Annotated in this window: 16 protein-coding genes; 4 read left to right on the top strand and 12 right to left on the bottom strand. The window is 77.2% G+C overall.

The window, feature by feature from the left end:
• Positions 1 to 129: 129 nt before the first annotated feature.
• Positions 130 to 465 carry an STAS domain-containing protein gene (locus tag KKR89_RS13695; protein WP_208195919.1) on the bottom strand — a complete coding sequence of 112 codons (336 nt, stop codon included), beginning with the start codon at positions 463 to 465 and terminating at the stop codon, positions 130 to 132.
• A gap of 175 nt (positions 466 to 640) precedes the next feature.
• Between KKR89_RS13695 and KKR89_RS13700 the strand changes: the two genes are divergently transcribed.
• Both KKR89_RS13700 and KKR89_RS13705 read left to right on the top strand, forming a co-directional pair.
• A complete protein-coding gene (locus KKR89_RS13700) occupies positions 641 to 1,213 on the top strand; it encodes a SigE family RNA polymerase sigma factor (RefSeq protein ID WP_208195920.1) in 573 nt (190 codons plus the stop codon).
• A complete protein-coding gene (locus KKR89_RS13705) occupies positions 1,210 to 2,355 on the top strand; it encodes a hypothetical protein (RefSeq protein ID WP_208195921.1) in 1,146 nt (381 codons plus the stop codon). The genes KKR89_RS13700 and KKR89_RS13705 overlap by 4 nt, the downstream gene beginning before the upstream one ends.
• Before the next feature lie 67 nt (positions 2,356 to 2,422).
• On the opposite strand, the gene KKR89_RS13710 is transcribed toward KKR89_RS13705, so the two are convergent.
• From KKR89_RS13710 to KKR89_RS13725, 4 genes are read right to left on the bottom strand one after another with little or no spacing between them, the layout of a single operon-like run.
• On the bottom strand, positions 2,423 to 3,160 hold the full coding sequence (locus tag KKR89_RS13710; RefSeq protein ID WP_251140893.1) for an anaerobic ribonucleoside-triphosphate reductase activating protein: 738 nt from the start codon (positions 3,158 to 3,160) through the stop codon (positions 2,423 to 2,425).
• On the bottom strand, positions 3,157 to 4,986 hold the full coding sequence (locus KKR89_RS13715; RefSeq protein WP_208195922.1) for a ribonucleoside triphosphate reductase: 1,830 nt from the start codon (positions 4,984 to 4,986) through the stop codon (positions 3,157 to 3,159). Before KKR89_RS13715 ends, KKR89_RS13710 begins: the two co-directional genes overlap by 4 nt.
• A 59-nt stretch (positions 4,987 to 5,045) precedes the next feature.
• A complete protein-coding gene (locus tag KKR89_RS13720) occupies positions 5,046 to 6,812 on the bottom strand; it encodes a 5-oxoprolinase subunit B/C family protein (RefSeq protein ID WP_208195923.1) in 1,767 nt (588 codons plus the stop codon).
• A 1-nt stretch (position 6,813) separates the two neighbouring features.
• Complete coding sequence (locus KKR89_RS13725; protein ID WP_208195924.1) at positions 6,814 to 7,662, bottom strand: LamB/YcsF family protein; 849 nt, start codon at positions 7,660 to 7,662, stop codon at positions 6,814 to 6,816.
• A gap of 186 nt (positions 7,663 to 7,848) precedes the next feature.
• Between KKR89_RS13725 and KKR89_RS13730 the strand changes: the two genes are divergently transcribed.
• Entirely contained in the window at positions 7,849 to 10,488 is a 2,640-nt protein-coding gene (locus KKR89_RS13730; RefSeq protein ID WP_208195925.1) for a DEAD/DEAH box helicase, read from the top strand.
• Positions 10,489 to 10,544: 56 nt separating this feature from the next.
• On the opposite strand, the gene KKR89_RS13735 is transcribed toward KKR89_RS13730, so the two are convergent.
• The 7 genes from KKR89_RS13735 to KKR89_RS13765 all read right to left on the bottom strand — a co-directional run bounded on the left by KKR89_RS13735 (position 10,545) and on the right by KKR89_RS13765 (position 15,216).
• Entirely contained in the window at positions 10,545 to 10,937 is a 393-nt protein-coding gene (locus KKR89_RS13735; RefSeq protein ID WP_208195926.1) for an Rv3654c family TadE-like protein, read from the bottom strand.
• 86 nt (positions 10,938 to 11,023) lie between these two features.
• Positions 11,024 to 11,500: a TadE family type IV pilus minor pilin gene (locus KKR89_RS18590; protein ID WP_307802213.1), complete on the bottom strand. Its 477-nt coding sequence runs from the start codon at positions 11,498 to 11,500 to the stop codon at positions 11,024 to 11,026.
• Positions 11,497 to 11,745 (bottom strand): DUF4244 domain-containing protein, encoded by a 249-nt coding sequence (locus tag KKR89_RS13745; protein WP_208195928.1) that lies wholly within the window; start codon positions 11,743 to 11,745, stop codon positions 11,497 to 11,499. The genes KKR89_RS18590 and KKR89_RS13745 overlap by 4 nt, the downstream gene beginning before the upstream one ends.
• 193 nt (positions 11,746 to 11,938) lie before the next feature.
• Positions 11,939 to 12,544, bottom strand: a complete 606-nt coding sequence (locus tag KKR89_RS13750) for a type II secretion system F family protein (protein WP_208195929.1) — start codon at positions 12,542 to 12,544, stop codon at positions 11,939 to 11,941.
• Positions 12,541 to 13,053, bottom strand: coding sequence for a type II secretion system F family protein (locus KKR89_RS13755; protein WP_251140894.1), 513 nt, complete (start codon positions 13,051 to 13,053; stop codon positions 12,541 to 12,543). The genes KKR89_RS13750 and KKR89_RS13755 overlap by 4 nt, the downstream gene beginning before the upstream one ends.
• Positions 13,054 to 13,267: 214 nt before the next feature.
• Entirely contained in the window at positions 13,268 to 14,509 is a 1,242-nt protein-coding gene (locus tag KKR89_RS13760; RefSeq protein WP_372438570.1) for a TadA family conjugal transfer-associated ATPase, read from the bottom strand.
• Positions 14,506 to 15,216 carry a pilus assembly protein FlpE gene (locus KKR89_RS13765; RefSeq protein WP_243882623.1) on the bottom strand — a complete coding sequence of 237 codons (711 nt, stop codon included), beginning with the start codon at positions 15,214 to 15,216 and terminating at the stop codon, positions 14,506 to 14,508. The genes KKR89_RS13760 and KKR89_RS13765 overlap by 4 nt, the downstream gene beginning before the upstream one ends.
• A gap of 311 nt (positions 15,217 to 15,527) precedes the next feature.
• On the opposite strand from KKR89_RS13765, the gene KKR89_RS13770 reads away from it, so the two are divergent.
• On the top strand, positions 15,528 to 17,102 hold the full coding sequence (locus KKR89_RS13770; RefSeq protein WP_208195930.1) for an AtzH-like domain-containing protein: 1,575 nt from the start codon (positions 15,528 to 15,530) through the stop codon (positions 17,100 to 17,102).
• The last annotated feature ends 28 nt before the right edge of the window (positions 17,103 to 17,130 follow it).

Consider the following 17,130-nt stretch of genomic DNA (forward strand, 5'->3'; position numbering starts at 1 on the left):
ACACACCGGCGCGCTCCCCCTGAACGCAACCCCACCGCCCGGCCCCGTTGCCGTCGGACCGGGTGAGTCTAGCGGGGGGTGTGACGCAGGTCGCACACCCTCAGCACGCGGTCGTCGACGACCGTCCGGTCAGGATGCGAGCGCGGCGTCCAGCGTGCCGTGGATGGTGAAGACCTGCGTGAGGCCCGTGATGCGGAAGACCTTGAGGAGACGCTCCGAGTCGACCACCAGATCGAGGCGACCACCCGCGATCCGCACGCGCTTGAGCGTGCCGACGAGCAGCCCCAGGCCCGTGGAGTCCATGAACGTCACGGCCGTGAGGTCGACGACCAGGTCGGTGCGGCCGCCGGAGAGGAGCAGCGCGATGCGCTCACGCAACCGGTCGGCGGAGGCCACGTCGACCTCGCCCGCGACGCGCACGACCGTGCGCACGCCGACGTCCTCGGTCGTCACCTGCACCTCCATGGACGTGCCTCCCTGCATGCCGTGGCGTCGCCTGCATTCAAGCACCCCGGCACGCGTGCCGTTGCTCCCACACGCGAACCGGTGCGTGCGACCCAACCTTTTGCGGCCGTCGTCCGTCACCATGCTGTGAGGGCAGCCCTGTGCGCGGTGCCCGACCGCCCACGACAGGAGCACCGTGACCACCTGGCAGGACGCGCTGGACGAGCTCGTCCGCACGCGCGGTCGTGCGCTCGTCGGCTACGCCTACCTGCTCACGGGCGACTCCCGCGAGGCGGAGGACCTCGTGCAGGACGCCCTGGTGCGCACGTTCACCCGCGGACGCGGCACGCGCGAGGTCGCGTCTGCCGAGGCGTACGTGCGGCGGGCCATCCTCACGACCTACGTCGACGGGTTCCGCCGACGGAGGCACTGGGCCACGATCCGGCACCTGACCGCCGTGCCCGAGCCGAACCCGCCCGACGGCCCCCACGCGGGCCCCGAAGCGGTGGTGACGACGCGCCTCGCGGTGCAGCAGGCGCTCGCCCTGCTGCCGCCCCGCGAGCGCGCGTGCATCGTCCTGCGCCACTTCGAGGACATGACGGTCGCGCAGGTCGCCGACGCCCTGTCCCTGTCCGTCGGCACCGTCAAGCGGTACCTCTCGGACGCCACCCGCACGCTCGAGTCCCACCTCGGCGACCTCTCCGGAGCCGACGACACGCCCGCGCACCACACCGACGAGGTCCTCGTCACGGTCCGGAGGTCACGATGAGCACACGCCTGGATCTCGCGCTGCGCGAGCTCGCCGACGCGGCGGCCGACACGAGCACGTTCGGCGACCCCGACACCTCCGCGACCGTCCTGACGGTCCACCGGCTCGCCGGACGCGTCCGCCGCCGGCGCGCAGCGCGCGGGGCGGGGACGGCCGCCGTGGCGGCGAGCGTCGCGGGCGCCGCCGCGCTCGTCGTGCCCCAGCTCACGCAGGACGTCACGCCCGCCGGCGACCCGGACGCCGACCCGGGGGCGTGCCGTTCCGCCGTGACGCGGATCCCGTCGGGGCCGAAGGATGAGCTCGGCGTCGAGCTGGGGTACCAGAGCGTCAGCCCCCCGCGGATCGACACCGCGGCCGCCGGGCAGGACCTGGGCACGTGGCAGGGCAGCTCCGCGGACCTCGTCGTGAGCATCTCGCAGATCCCCGAGGCCGGGGTGGGTGCGACGCGGCTGCGGCTCATGCTCACCGAGGAGGGCGTCGTGGTGGGCGCGGCGCAGGAGCTCATGTCCGTGACGCCGACCACCACGGGCGAGGTGCTGCGCACGCAGCTGGGCGACACCGTCGCGTCGGCGGCCGACCCGCCGGAGGTGTACCCGCTGGAGGAGACGCCGGGCCGCTGGTGGCAGACCGCGGAGACGTCGACCGGAGCGCTGCGCGTCGCGCAGAACACCACGCTGGGGTTCACGGCGTGCGACGGCTCCGGGCAGCTGCCCCCGGGGACCTACCAGCTCTACGCGACCACCGTCGACGCGGTCGGCATCGCGCGTGGCGCCGCCGGCCCGTGGGACCTCGAGATCGTGCAGGACGACCCGACGAGGCACCAGCTGCCCGACGGCTTCCCCGACGAGGTGCCGCTGGTCGACGGGCGCCTGGTCGCCGCGCACCGTCACGGCGCCGGGTGGGCGGCCGAGATCGTCAGCCCCGGGCAGGACCGCGCCGCCGTGGCGACAGGGCTGCTCGCCGAGGCCGCGAGGGACGCCGACGACACCGGGACCTCCGCGCGGTCCGCCCTGTCGCCGCCGTACGACGCCCTGTCCTCGGGCGCCCCGGTCGCGCTGCCGGGGTGGTCGGTGCGTGCCATCGCGTCACAGACGCCCGGCGGGGAGCTGTCGGTGGTGTACGTCCTGATGCCGCAGGGGTGACGGGGCGGAGGCACCCGCCCCCGTACCCGGGCGCACGGGAGGGTGCCCGCTGACCCTGCGGTGAGGCTCACCCCCGGTGCAGCCGCTCCCGGGGGACGCGCGCGAGCGCCTGCGCGTACTCGTCGGTCGCCCCGTCGGGACGGACCTGCTGCAGGACGTGGTCCCGGACTCCCAGGTCGGCCAGCGCCACCGTCAGGTCCGCGACGTCGCCGTCCGTCAGGACCGTCGGGTCGACGGTCGTGCGGACCTGCACGTCGACGCCGCTGTCGAGGACGAGGCGCAGGGACGCGAACGCCTTGTCCGCGGTCGTCGTCTCGCCGCCCGCGCGGGTGATCGCGCGGTACAGGTGCGCCGGGGCCTTGATGTCCAGACCCACCCAGTCGACGTACGGCAGCAGGTCGGGCAGCCGCGCGGGGTAGGCGCCCGCGGTGTGCAGGCCGACCAGGAAGCCGGCCTCCTTGACCTCGCGGGCCGCCGCGACGACGCCCGCCTGCCGCGTCGGCTCCCCGCCGGACAGCACGAGGCCGTCGAGCAGCCCCCGGCGCCGGCGCAGCAGGTCCGTGACCGTGGACCACGCCACGACGCCCGGCAGCCGGACGTCGAGGATCGCGCTGTTGTGGCAGTACGTGCACCGCCACGGGCACCCCTGCAGGAACGCCGTGGCGACGAGCCTGCCGGGCCAGTCGACCGTCGACAGCGGCGTCAGGCCCGCGATCTGCAGGGACGAGGCCCGCTGCTCCCAGCCGTCCGGGCCGCACGACCCCTGCACGGGGCCGCCCGATCCGGCGTCGTGGTGAGCGGTCACGCCCGCGCCCCGGCGGTCTCGAGGAACGGCACGCGCTCGGCGTGCTCGCCCTGCTTGCCGATGTTGAACGAGCTGACGGGCCGGTGGTAGCCCATGACGCGGGTCCACACCTCGCACGTCGTGACCTCGCCGTCCTCCTCGCACGTGGGGCACGTGGGGTGCTCGCCGGCCAGGTAGCCGTGCGCCGGGCAGATGGAGAAGGTCGGTGTGACCGTCAGGTACGGCAGCCGGAACGTGCTCAGGGCGCGCCTGACGAGCTCGCGGCACGCCTCGGGCGTCGAGATGCGCTCCGACATGTACAGGTGCAGCACCGTGCCGCCCGTGTACCGGGTCTGCAGCTCGTCCTGCCGCTCGAGCGCCTCGAACGGGTCGTCCGTGAAGCCCACCGGCAGCTGCGAGGAGTTGGTGTAGTAGGGGTGCGCGGAGGTCCCGGCCTGCAGGATCGTCGGGTACCTCTTGCGGTCCTCCTTGGCGAACCGGTACGTGGTGCCCTCCGCGGGGGTGGCCTCGAGGTTGTAGAGGTTGCCCGTCTCCTCCTGGAACTCGACCATCCGCGCGCGCACGTGGTCCAGGACCCGCAGCGCCATCGCGTGGCCGCGCTCGTCGGTGATGTCGTACAGGTCGCCCGTGAAGTTGCGGACCATCTCGTTGAGCCCGTTGACGCCGATCGTCGAGAAGTGGCTGTCGAGCGAGCCCAGGTACCGCCGGGAGTACGGGAAGAGACCCTCGTCCATGAGGCGCTGGATGGTGACGCGCTTGAGCTCGAGCGACGTGCGCGCGAGGTCGAGCAGCCGGTCGAGGTCGGCGACGAGGGCCGCCTCGTCGCCCGGGTGCAGGAACCCCAGCCGCGCGCAGTTGACCGTGACGACGCCGATGGACCCCGTCTGCTCACCGGAGCCGAACAGCCCGTTGCCGCGCTTGAGCAGCTCGCGCAGGTCCAGCTGGAGGCGGCAGCACATGGACCGCACGTCGCCCGGCTCCATGTCGGAGTTGATGAAGTTCTGGAAGTACGGCAGCCCGTACTTGGCCGTCATGGCCCACAGGCGGTCGGCGTTCTCCGACTCCCACGGGAAGTCCTTGGTGATGTTGTACGTCGGGATCGGGAAGGTGAAGACGCGGCCGGACGCGTCCCCCTCGGTCATGACCTCCATGTAGGCGCGGTTGATCATGTCCATCTCGGCCTGCAGGTCGCCGTACGTGAAGTCGCACGGCTCGTCGGCGACGAACGGCGTCTGGTCCGCGAGGTCCGCGGGGCACGTCCAGTCGAACGTGAGGTTGGTGAACGGGGTCTGCGTGCCCCAGCGCGACGGCACGTTGAGGTTGTAGACGAGCTCCTGGATCCCCTGGCGGACCTCGGTGTACGTCAGGCCGTCGAGCCGGACGTACGGCGCCAGGAACGTGTCGAAGCTGCTGAACGCCTGCGCCCCCGCCCACTCGTTCTGCATCGTGCCGAGGAAGTTGACGATCTGACCGATCGCGGCGCTGAAGTGCTTCGGCGGGCGGGCCTCGACCTTGCCGGGGACGCCGTTGAGCCCCTCCTGCAGGAGGGTGCGCAGCGACCAGCCCGCGCAGTAGCCGGAGAGCATGTCGAGGTCGTGGACGTGCATCGACCCGTCGCGGTGCGCCTCGCCGACGGCCGCCGGGTACACCTCGCTCAGCCAGTAGTTGGCGATGACCTTGCCGGCCGTGTTGAGGATCAGCCCGCCCAGCGAGTACCCCTGGTTGGCGTTGGCGTTGACCCGCCAGTCGCTGCGGTCGAGGTACTCGTCGACGGTCGACGCGACCTCGACGACGACCGGGGTGCCGGTGCGGTCCTGCTGCGACATGCGTGCGCTCCTTCGGTGCTGTGGTCCTCCGAGTGGACCACCAGCGAACGCCGAGAGCACTACATGTTGTGCCTCGACACGCCCGGCGCGCCCACATGTGGCGTCCCGACCTGATGCGGCGGAGCCTCAGCGGGGACGTAGGTCCCGGTGGGAGGGTGAATCGGCCCGGCTCCCGGGCCGCCGACCTCGACGCGGCGCAGCCGGGCCCGGTCCCCCGGTCGCAGCTGCGCGGCCCGGGCCCGCGCGGCGCGCGTCAGCACGGCCACCACCGGGTAGCCGCCCGTCACGGGGTGGTCCGCGCCGAACAGGACCGGCTGCCCGTCGTGCGGCACCTGCACCGCGCCGGCCACCAGGCCCTCGGACGGCAGCTCGGTGCGCACGGCGCCCGTGAGGGCCTCACCGGTCAGACGGACGGCGACCCGGTTGCTCGCCGCCGCGACCTGCCACACGGCCGACCACAGCCGGGCGCGGCCGGCGGCGTCGAGGTGGGCGAGGCGCGGGCCGTCGGACGCGTCGAGCAGCACCACGTCGCCGGCCGGGTCCGCGCCCGGCTGTGGTCGGCCGTGTGGCGGCGCGTCGGGCAGCGGCAGCTCCGGCGACCCGTCGAGCGCCCACCCCAGCGGCAGCACGTCACCCGGACGCAGGGCCGCCGGGCCCAGCCCCGACAGGACGTCGCCCGACCGCGACCCGAGCACGGACGGCACGTCGATCCCGCCGCGCACCGCGAGCCACGTCCGCACCCCGTCGCGCGGCGCGGCGAGCCGCAGCGTGGACCCCGCGGTGGCGCGGACCGCCGTGGCGTGCGGCACCGGGACGCCGTCGAGCTCGGCCGCCACCGCGGCACCCGTGAGCGCGAAGGCGGTGGTCGCGCCGCACCTCACCTCCAGGCCGCCCAGCAGGACCTCCAGACCCGCGGCGTCGACCCGGTTGCCGACCAGGCGGTTCGCGCGGCGCAGGGCGTCCGGGTCGGCGGCGCCCGACCGCGGCACGCCGACGGCTGCCAGACCCGGGCGACCCTGGTCCTCGACGAGCGTCAGCGGGCCGGTCGCCACGACCGTCAGGGACCGGCCGCCCGGGGCGGTGCCGGGCGCCGGGGTGGCGGGGGTCGCGGGGACCGGCGGCACGTCGGACCCGGTGCGTCCTGCATCGGGAAGGGCCGTGACCCGGGGGGCCGCGCGTCGCACGAACCGCACGACGTCACCGGGCGCGAGCAGAGCCGCGCGCGCGGCCCCGCGCGCGGCGTCGAACATCTCGACGTCGGTCGTGCCGAGCAGCCGCCACCCGCCCGGCGAAGCCGCCGGGTAGACCGCGGTGAACTCGCCCGCGACCGCCACCGCGCCGGACGGCACGCGCGTACGCGGCGTCGCGAGCCTCGCGACCCGCAGCCGCGGGTCGAGGCCGACGACGTACGCGAAGCCGGGCGCGAAGCCGCCGAACGCCACCCGGTAGCCGTCGGGCCCGCCGGCGAGGTGCCGGGTCACGACCTCCTCGACGGACAGGCCGGTCTCGTCGGCGACGTCGTGCAGGTCGAGCCCGTCGTACACGACGGGGACCTCGACGACGCGCTCGCCCGCCGTGGCGTGCGCACCGCGCGGGCGCTCGGACGGGTCTCCCAGCGTCCCCGCCGCACGCCCGACGGCCGCCGCCCACGCGGGGCGTCGGCGCGCATCGCCCCGCACGAGCACCGTGCGGGCAGCGGGCACGACGTCCACGACGCCGGGGACGGGACGCGCCCGCAGCGCGGCGTCGAGGACACGCACCTCGTCGAGGTTCTCGACCTCGACGAGGACCCCGTCCTCGCCGCACGCCAGCAGCCGGGCGACCACGTCAGGGCCTCGCGCGCCGGTCCGCGTCGTCCCGCACGACCGGACCCGCGGGGCCACCGCCCGGCTCGCGGCCGGGGTGGGTGGCGTCGGTGAACGGCCGGACGTCGACCGCCGCGGCCGCGAGGGCGGCGCGCACCGCCCTGGCGATCCCCACGGCCCCGGGCGTGTCCGAGTGCACGCACAGCGAGCCGGGCGTCAGCTCCACGACCGACCCGTCGACAGCGACGACGACGCCCTCGACGGCCATCCGCACGGCGCGGGACGCGGCCTCGTCGGGGTCGACGACGAGCGCGCCCGGCCGCCCGCGCGGGACGAGCGTGCCGTCCGGCGCGTACCCGCGGTCGACGAACGCCTCGGTCATGACCCGCAGTCCCGCCGCACGCGCGAGGGCGAGCACGCGCGAGCCCGGCAGCCCGAGCAGCGTGAGCGTCGGGTCGGTCGCGGCCACCGCCTCGACGACGGCCTGCGCCTGGTCCTCGTCGTGCACGACCGCGTTGTACAGGGCGCCGTGCGGCTTGACGTGCGTCACGCGCGCGCCGACGGACGTCGCGACCGCCAGCAGCGCGCCCACCTGGTAGGCCACCTGCGCGCGGAGCACGGCCGGCGGGACGTCGAACCGCCGACGGCCGAAGCCCTCGCGGTCGTCGTACGACGGGTGCGCGCCGACCGCGACGCCGCGCGCCACGGCCCCCGCGCAGGTCAGCGCCATCGTCGCGGCGTCGCCCCCGTGGTAGCCCGTCGCGACGTTGGCGCTCGACACCAGGTCGAGCAGCGCGGCGTCGGCGGGCGGCTCGAGGCGCCACGGCCCCTCGCCCTCGCCGAGGTCCGCGTTCAGGTCGATGACGCCCACGCGCCGATCCTGCCCCACGTCGGGGCCGACCACACCCGCCTCGCGCACCGCGCCGGGCGTGCGCGTGCCGAGCGGCGCCCCACGGGCCGTGGGCGACGGACGGGCGGGTCACGGGCGCGGCGGGACGCGGGCGGGCCGGGTGACGGGCGGGCCGGGTGACGGGCGGGGCGGTGGGAGGATCGGGTGGTGGATCCCGGCGTGCTGCTCGACGTGCTGCTCGCCGGTGGGCGGCGCGCCGACCGGGCGACCCACGTGCGCGAGCTGCCCGCGCGTGCCGGCGTGCGCGCGGACTGGCCGACGTGGGCGGACGGCGACCTCGTGCGCGGGTACCGCACGATGGGCGTCGACCGCCCCTGGGCGCACCAGGTGGACGCGGCCGACGCGGCCTGGTCGGGCCGGCACACGGTGCTGGCGACGTCGACCGGCTCGGGCAAGTCGCTCGCGTTCTGGCTGCCCGCGCTGTCGGCGGTCCGACGCGGTGCCGCGGGCACGCTCCTGGACCCCGGACGCATCGAGTCGGTGGCCCGTCGCCCCACCGTGCTGTACCTGAGCCCGACCAAGGCGCTCGCGGCCGACCAGCTGGCCGGCCTGGAACGGCTGCTGGTCGCGGCCGGCACGCGGGACGTGCGGGTCGCCACGTGCGACGGCGACACGTCGCGCGACGAGCGGCGGTGGGTCCGCGAGCACGCCGACGTCGTCCTGACCAACCCCGACTTCCTGCACTTCGCGCTGCTGCCCGCGCACGGCTCGTGGTCCCGGCTGCTGTCGTCGCTGGCGTACGTGGTCGTCGACGAGTGCCACGCGTTCCGGGGCCTGTTCGGTGCGCACGTCGCGCTGGTCCTGCGGCGGCTGCGACGCCTCGCCGCGGCCTACGGCGCCGCGCCCGTGGTCGTCCTGGCGTCGGCGACGACGTCCGATCCGGCCGCGAGCGCCGCCCGCCTCCTGGGTGTGACGCCGGCCGACGTGCACGCGGTGACCGAGGACACCTCGCCGGCCGGCCGCAAGACCGTCGTGCTGTGGCAGCCACCCGAGCTGCCCGGCAGCGACAGCCCGTGGGCCGCGCTGCTGCCGGCCGAGGACCCGTGGTCGACGGTCATCACCGTGCCGGCGGGCGACGGCTCCGCGCAGGACGCCGTGGGTCCCGAGGGGCCGGATGACCGCGGTGGGGCCGCCGGGAACGGTGGGACTGGCGGCGGGGGGACTGGCGGGAGCGGTGGGGCCGGTGTGAGCGGTGAGCCGGGCGGGGCGGGGGCGCCCGGACCCGCCGCCGGGTCGGCGCCCGCACCGGAGGGCTCGGGCCCGGTGGGCACGGGTGAGCGCCTCGTCGCCGTCCCGCCCGACCGGCCCCGTCGCACCGCCACCGCCGAGGTCGCGGACCTGCTCGCCGACCTCGTCGCGGCCGGTGCGCGCGTGCTGGCGTTCACCCGCTCCCGGCGCGGGGCGGAGTCCGTCGCCGCCGCGACCCGGGACCACCTCGCGGCCGTCGACCCGACGCTGTCCTCGCTGGTGTCGTCGTACCGCGGCGGCTACCTCCCCGAGGAGCGCCGTGCGCTCGAGCGCGCCATCCGCGACGGACACCTGCGCGCACTGGCCACGACGAACGCGCTCGAGCTGGGCGTGGACATCTCCGGCCTGGACGCGGTGCTCATCGCGGGGTGGCCCGGGACGCGCGTGTCGCTGTGGCAGCAGGCCGGGCGCGCGGGCCGGGCGGGCGCGGACGGTCTCGTCGTGCTCGTGGCGCGCGAGGACCCCCTGGACACCTACCTCGTCCACCATCCCGAGGCGGCGCTCGACGCCCCCGTCGAGGCGACCGTGTTCGATCCCGGCAACCCGTACGTCCTGGCACCGCACCTGTGCGCGGCCGCCGCCGAGCGTCCGCTGCGCGCCGAGGAGCTGGACCTGTTCGGCCCGCGGGCGCTCGAGCTGCTCACCGAGCTCACCGAGCGCGGCATCCTGCGCCGGCGCGCGTCCGGCTGGTACTGGACGCACGCGGAGCCGGCGAGCCGCATGACGGACCTGCGGGGTGCCGGGGGCGAGCCGGTCCGCGTCGTCGAGACCGCCACCGGGCGGCTGCTGGGCACGGTCGACGCCGCGTCGGCCGACGCGACCGTCCACCCGGGGGCCGTCTACGTGCACCTGGGCGTGACGTACGTCGTGGACGAGCTGCACCTGGAGGACGGCGCCGCGCTGGCCACGCGCCGCGACGTCGACCACGGCACGTGGGCGCGGTGGGTCACCTCGACGACGGTCGTCGACGTCGAGCGGCAGGTCGACTGGGGCCCGCTGACGTGGAGCTACGGGCAGGTGGACGTCACGACGCAGGTGGTCGGCTACCAGCGCCGCCGCATCCCGGACCTGCAGGTGCTCTCGACGCACGAGCTCGACCTGCCGGCCCGGACGCTGCGGACGAGCGCGGTCTGGTGGACGGCGCCGCCCGAGGTGCTGGCGGAGGCCGGCGTGACGCTCGAGGTCGCGCCGGGCGCCCTGCACGCCGCGGAGCACGCGTCGATCGGTCTGCTGCCGCTGCTCGCGACGTGCGACCGCTGGGACCTGGGCGGGCTCTCCACGCTCGTCCACCCGGACACCGGTCACGCGACGGTCTTCGTGCACGACGGGCACCCGGGTGGTGCGGGCTTCGCCGAGCGCGGCTTCGAGCTCGGCCCGGTGTGGCTCACCGCGACGCGCGACGCGATCGCCGCGTGCCCGTGCGCCACGGGGTGCCCCGCGTGCGTGCAGTCCCCCAAGTGCGGCAACGCCAACGAGCCGCTCGACAAGGCGGGCGCCCTCCGCCTCCTCACCACGGTCCTCACCCACGCCACCCCCTGACCCCACCCTCCCCGCCGAGAGAGCAATCCCGTCACCGCCCGAACCGGATCGACATCTCACCGGGAGGAGCGGGCGGGCGGGGGCCGGCGCGGGCGACGGGTCGGCGCGGGCGGGGGCCGGCGCGGGCGGGGGCCGGCGCGGGCGACGTCGCGAGCATTGCCGATGGCGGAGGTCACGCGTACCCGGACCGTGACGTCGCCCGCCGGCCCCGGTGTGCACGAGGTCATGGGCGCGCCGTTGCGGCGGGCGGCCACGGCAGCCTGCGCGCAGGGGTCAGCGCCACCGTCCGCGACGTGCTGGGCGGCCGCGAGCGCGGCGAGGTCCGCGGCCGTGGCCGCCGTCGCGGCCATGACGTGGGCCGACCCGACCAGCCCCGCGGCGAGCACCAGCGACAGCGCGACCGCCACCACCGCGAGCACGAGCACCGCGCCGGATCCCGCGTCCCGCACCGGGCCCGGTGCGCGCGAGCCGGGACGGTGATCGACGTCGGCGCGCCGTCCGTGCGGTGGCTCCGCGCGCCGGCACGTCGGCGGCCTCACGGCTCGGCCCAGCTCGTGGCCGTGGCCCGCGCACGGGCACCGGCCGCGGGCCACGCCGTGAACGGCGCGCTCACCGTGACGGTGACCCAGCGGTCCTCGCGGGCGACGCGCACGTCGCCGCCCCGGCCACCGAGGACGTGCCGTGCAGCGGCGACCACCTCGCCGTCCGACTCCCCCAGCGCCGCCACCCGGGCGCCCGTGCGAGCCGCGTCGATGCAGGTGAGGCGGGTCAGCGTCGCGGCGCCGGTCGCGAGCACAGCGGCCAGCACCGCTGCCACCGCGACCATGCCGACGGCGAGCTCAGCGGTGACGGCGCCGCGATCGGGGCGGTCGTGCGGGCCGACCCTGGTGACCGGGGCGTCCCCGGCGCACCGGGCGTCCTGGCCGTCCGGGCCGGTCCGGGCGGTCCGGCCGGCCCTGTCGGTCCGGGCGGTCCGGGCGACCGTCCGTGGGTCGCGGCGCCGTCCGGTCATCCGCCGAGCGCCTGCCGCACGATCCCCGAGAGCAGGCCCTTCACCTCGTTCCCCTTCAGCACGACGACCAGCACGCCGGCGAACCCGACCGCCGCCAGGGTCGCGATCGCGTACTCCGCCGTCGCCATCCCCGCGTCGTCCGGACGTCCCCGCGTGCCGCGCAGCCGCCCAGCCACGGACGCCGCTCGCTGTGCCGTCCGCCGCCACGCCGCGCGCGCGACCCGGCTCCTCGTCTCGTGTCCCATCGCCTCTGCTCCTTCGTCCGTCGACCTGGTCCGCTCGTGCGGGCCGGCACCCTCGTGGCGCCTGGGACGAGCCTCGGGCGGCCGGAGCCCGACGTGGTCGAGTGCCCCCGGGATCCGTGGACCGGGTGCACCGCGCCGGTGCCTGTGGGCGGCTCACCGTCGGGCGGCCTACGCCCGTGGAGCCCGGCAGCGGTCACGGCCCCGCTCCCCGGAGATCCCCGGCGAGCCCCAGGACCACGGGAACGAGCCCGAGCAGCACGAAGGCCGGGAGGAAGCACAGACCGAGCGGCAGCGTCAGCCGTACCCCGAGCGCGCCCGCGGCGGCGCGGACGCGCGCACGGTGCTCGCGTCGCAGCCCCGCGGCCGCAGCCCGCAGCTGCGGTGCGGGTGACGCCCCCGCGTCCCACCCGACCCGCAGCGCCCGCGCGAGCGCCGCGATCGACGGCGGCGCACCGGCCCAGGCGGCCTCCCAGGGCGCGCCGAGCCCCAGCGCGGTCCCGGCGCGCACGAGGGCGTCCCCCTCCTCCTCGCCGAGGTGCCGGCCGGTCACCACGAGCGCCGTCGGTACGGGCGCCCCGCCGCGCACGGCCGCGGCGCACACGTCGAGGACGAACGCGGGGTCGAGCGGGCCCGACGGCGCACCCGAGCGGTCGGGACGGAGGCCCATCGCGGCACGGACCCACCCGGCATGCCTCCGGGCAGCGGCCGGCACGCCCGCGCTGCGCCACACCGCGGCCCACGGGAGCAGCGCGACGAGGGCGCACACCGCCACGAGGACCCCCGCCTCGACAGGGCTCACGGCGTCGCCGCCCGCCGCAGCAGCGCCCCGACCCACGCGCGTCCGGCGAGGACCAGCGCGACGCCCGTCATGCCCAGGACGCTCCCGAGGCCGCCGTCCGTGAGCACCTGCCACGGCCGCGCCCCCATGGCGCTGCCGACCAGCAGCCCGAGGACCGGGAGCGAGGTGAGCACGCGCGCGGTCGCCCGCGGGCCTGCCAGCGCGGCCGCGAGCTCACCCGCCTGCTCGGCGTCGGCCGCGGCGGCGTCGGCCAGGTGCTCGAGCACGTCGGCCAGGGGCGCACCCGTCTCGGCGGCGACGTGCGCCCCGGCGACGACCGCCCGGGCGCGCGCCCGCTGGTCGGACGCACCACCGACGGCCGCGACCACCACCTCGAGCTCGGGGACCTGCCGGTCGACGGGTGAACCGAGCACCCCGGCCCACGCCGTGCCTGGCGGGACACCGGCGCGCACCTGCGCGGCCACGGCGTGCAGCATGCCCGGGAGGTCGGCCTGCTCGGTACGCGTCACGCGCGTCCGACGCCACCGTCCCGGTCCGCGCCGTCGGCTCGGCGCCGCACGGTCCACGAGTCGCCCTGGGGGCGACAGGACGCCCCGGCCCGGGGCCCCCGACCTCCCCCGCCGGGCGCCCGGTCCCGCCAGCGCGAGGACGGCCAGTGCCACCAGGACCCCGACGACCACGCTCACGGTGCACCCCGGAACCGAGCGCGCCGACCGTGCCCCCTCACACCTCCACCTCGGTGCGCGCCGCGAGCCGGGCCCACCCCGGGCCCGACCGCACCCGCCCGTCCTCGCCGACCTCCACGGCGGTCGTCACCCGCAGGCTCCCGTCGTCGCCGCGTCCGACGACGCCGATCTCCGCGAGGTACCGACGGCCGGCGTCGGGACCACGCCGGACCCGCCGGACGTGCAGCACGGCGTCGACGGCGCTGGCCGCCTGCGCGGCCACGGCTGCACGGTCGAGGCCGGCGAGCGCGGCGAGCGCCTCGAGGCGGGCCGGCACGTCGGCCGCGGTGTTGGCGTGCAGCGTGGCGCACCCGCCCTCGTGGCCGGTGTTCAGCGCGGCGAGGACCTCGCGGACCTCGGCGCCGCGGCACTCCCCCAGGACGATCCGGTCGGGGCGCATCCGCAGGGCCTGGCGCACCAAGTCGGCCAGGTCGATCCCGCCGGCACCGTCGACGTTCGGCGGGCGGCTCGTCAGACGCACCACGTGCGGGTGGTCGGCGACGAGCTCACCTGCCTCCTCGACCAGGACGACGCGCTCGTCGTGCGGCACCTGCGACAGCAGCGCCGCCAGCAGCGTGGTCTTGCCGGCGCCGGTCGCACCGGAGACGAGGAGGTTGGCCCGGCACGCGACCAGACCCTGCAGCACCGGCACGAGCACGGGGGCCACGGCGCCCGCGCCCACCAGCTCCGCGAGGGTGAACGCCCGGGGTCGCACGACCCGCAGGCTCAGCACGGTGCACGTCTCGGCCAGCGGCGGCAGCACCGCGTGCAGGCGCGTGCCGTCGGGCAGACGCGCGTCGACGGTCGGCGCGGCGTCGTCCAGCCGGCGTCCTGCGGCGGCGGCCAGCCGCACCGCGAGCGCCCGGACGTCGGCGGGCGCGCCGAGGTCCACGATGACACGCACGAGGGCTCCGGCCCGCTCGACCCACACGTCCCGCGGCCCGTTGACGAGGACGTCGGTGACGGCGGGGTCGTCGAGCCACGGCTGCAGCGCGCCGGCGCCGAGCAGCTCGTCGGCGACGGACCGCACCGTCTCGGCGAGGGGCACAGGTCCCAGCAGGGTCCCGTGGGCCCGCAGCGCCGCGTCCACGAGCGCGGGGAGCCCTGCGCTGCCGGTGGGTTGCGTGCGCATCGCGTCGCGCACGTGCGCGACCACGGCGGCCGGCGCCGCACGACGCGCGGGTGCGGCGCTGCCCCGCGCGCCGTGCGGCGCCGGCGCCTGGTCGACGGCCGCCCTCACGGCGCGATCCCGAGGCGCCGCACGACGGCGTCCGCGGACCGCGCGGCCGGACCGCGCCCGCCCGGTCCGACGCGTTCGGCGCGGGTCGCCAGCGCGCGGTCGTGACGTGCCACGTGCCAGACCTCCAGGCCGCTCGCGGCCTCGACGTCGCGCGCACCGAGGGCAGCCGACGCTCCGGCGCGCACCACCAGGCCCCGCCGGGTCGCCGCCTGGTCGAGGCGCGGCCGCAGCGCGAGCGTGCCCGCGACGCAGCGCAGGTCCGTCCGTGCCGCGACGACGACCGCGTCGCACGCCGCGAGGGGCGCGTCGCCATCGACGACCGTCCCGCGGTCGAGATCCAGCACGAGCGCCCCGACCTCGCAGGCCAGCGCGTGCAGGACGTCGAGACGCACACCGGGCTCGACCGCGGTCGGGCGTGTGCGGTCCGCCGACAGCACCGCGCACGCGCCCCAACGTGGCAGCACCGCGACGACGTCGGAGCCGCGCACGTCACCGCCCGCGCCGTGCAGGTCGGGCCACCGCGCCCCGTCGACCTCCTCGATGCCGACGACGACGTCCAGGCCACCGGCGCCGCGGTCGAGGTCGACGAGGGCGGTCGACGTCGTGCGCGACAGCCGGCGCGCGACGAGCGCCGCGAGCGTCGACGCGCCCACCCCGCCGGCGGCCCCCACGACCCCGACCACCACCGCTCTGCGTCCCCGCTGCACCCGGGTCTCCGTCCGCCGTCGTCGGTGCGCGGGTTCGCGCACCGAGCGAGCCTCCACCGCAGGCCCGCCGCGGTGCGGGGCGGGGGCGGATCTGTGGACGCACCCTGGGCCGGCAGGACCTGGGGTCGGCTGGACGCCGTCGAAGGACCGCCGCACGCGCCCACGCCGCCCCTCCTGTGCGCGACGCGACACGGCCGTCACCCGGGCCCCTACAGTTCCGCCATGCTGCTCGACGCCCGTACCGGCCCCCTGCGCGCCGCCGCCCTCCCGCACCCGACGCCGGGGCAGACCTGCGACGTCGTCCCCCGCGCATGAGGACCGACCCGCCCTCCGGGCTGCTCGTGGCCCTGCGCGCGTACGAGACGGCGCTGGCCACGGACGACCTCGACGCTCTCGACCGCCTCTTCGCCCCCGGGCCGGACACCCTGCGCGGCGACGCGACGGGTCTCCTGGTCGGGCACGACGAGATCGCCGCGTTCCGGGGGACGCGCGGCGGGGCGCCCGCGCGCCGGCTCGTCGAGGTGCACGTGCGCACGCTCGACGACGACCACGCACTGGTGCTCGCCGTCACCGAGCCGCTCGGCGGCGGGCGGGGGCAGCAGACGCAGCTCTGGGAGCGCGGGCCCGCCGGCTGGGTCGTCGCCGCCGCGCACGTGCACGCCCCCGCGCCGGCGTTCGACGCACGCGTCTGGCGCGTCCTCGCCGATCCGCTGATCGTCGGAGCAGCCGACGGCCCCCTCGCGCGGCGGACCGTCGCGGTCAAGGACATGTTCGCCGTGGCCGGTCAGCGTGTCGGCGCCGGCAACCCGACGTGGCTCGCGGGTGCGTCCGTCGAGCCCCGGCACGCCGCCGCGGTCGACCGGCTGCTCGCGGCGGGTGCCGACGTGCGCGGCGTGGCCCGGACCGACGAGCTCGCCTACTCCCTCGCCGGCACCAACGCCCACAGCGGTGCGGCGCCGAACCCGCGGGCGCCCGGGCGGGTGCCGGGCGGGTCCTCGTCGGGGTCGGCAGCGGCGGTCGCGCTGGGGCAGGCCGACGTCGGCCTGGGCACCGACACGGGCGGCTCGATCCGCGTGCCCGCGTCCTACCAGGGCCTCCACGGCATCCGCACGACCCACGGCGCGGTCCCCACGACGGGGCTGGTCCCGCTCGCGCCCACGTTCGACACCGTGGGCTGGCTGACGCGGGACGCCGACCTGCTCGCGGCCGTGGGCGACGTCCTGCTGCCGCCCGACACAGCGCCGCCCGGCGGGTCCCCGCGCCTCGTCGTGAGCCGGGCGCTGCTCGCCCACGCGGACGCGGACGTCGCCGCGCGCGTCGCCGCCTTCGCGGAGCACGCCGGCGCCACGCGCACGGACCGGTGGGACGACGTCGACCTCGCGGGCTGGGCCGAGGTGTTCCGCGTCCGGCAGGGGTGGGAGGCATGGCACGCGCACGGCGCGTGGGTCCGCGCGCACCCGGGCGCGCTGGGGGCCGACGTGGCCGGCCGGTTCGCCGCCGCGTCGGCGATCGACGACGAGGCGGGTGCTGCCGCGGCCGTGCGCCGCGAGACGATCCGCGACCGGCTGCTCGACCTCGTCGGTGACGACGTGCTCGTGCTCCCCGCCGCGTCGTCCGTGGCCCCCCGCCCCGAGCCCGGCGCCCTCGACGCGGTGCGTACCGCGACCCTGCGACTGACCTGCATCGCCGGGCTCGGGGGCCTCCCGGCCGTCACCCTGCCCACACCGCTCGGCCCCCGCCCGTCCGCCGAAGCCCCGCACGACGTGGCCGGGTTCCCCGGGGTGGGCGTACGTGCGGCACCGCCCGTCGGGGTGTGCCTGGTGGCCGCCCCCGGGCGTGACCGCGCGCTCCTCGCGCTGGCGCGCGTCCTCACGGTCGGGGCGTGAGCTCCCGGCGCGACACCCCCCACGGCAG

The organism is Cellulomonas dongxiuzhuiae (assembly GCF_018623035.1).
Lineage (GTDB): Bacteria > Actinomycetota > Actinomycetes > Actinomycetales > Cellulomonadaceae > Cellulomonas > Cellulomonas dongxiuzhuiae.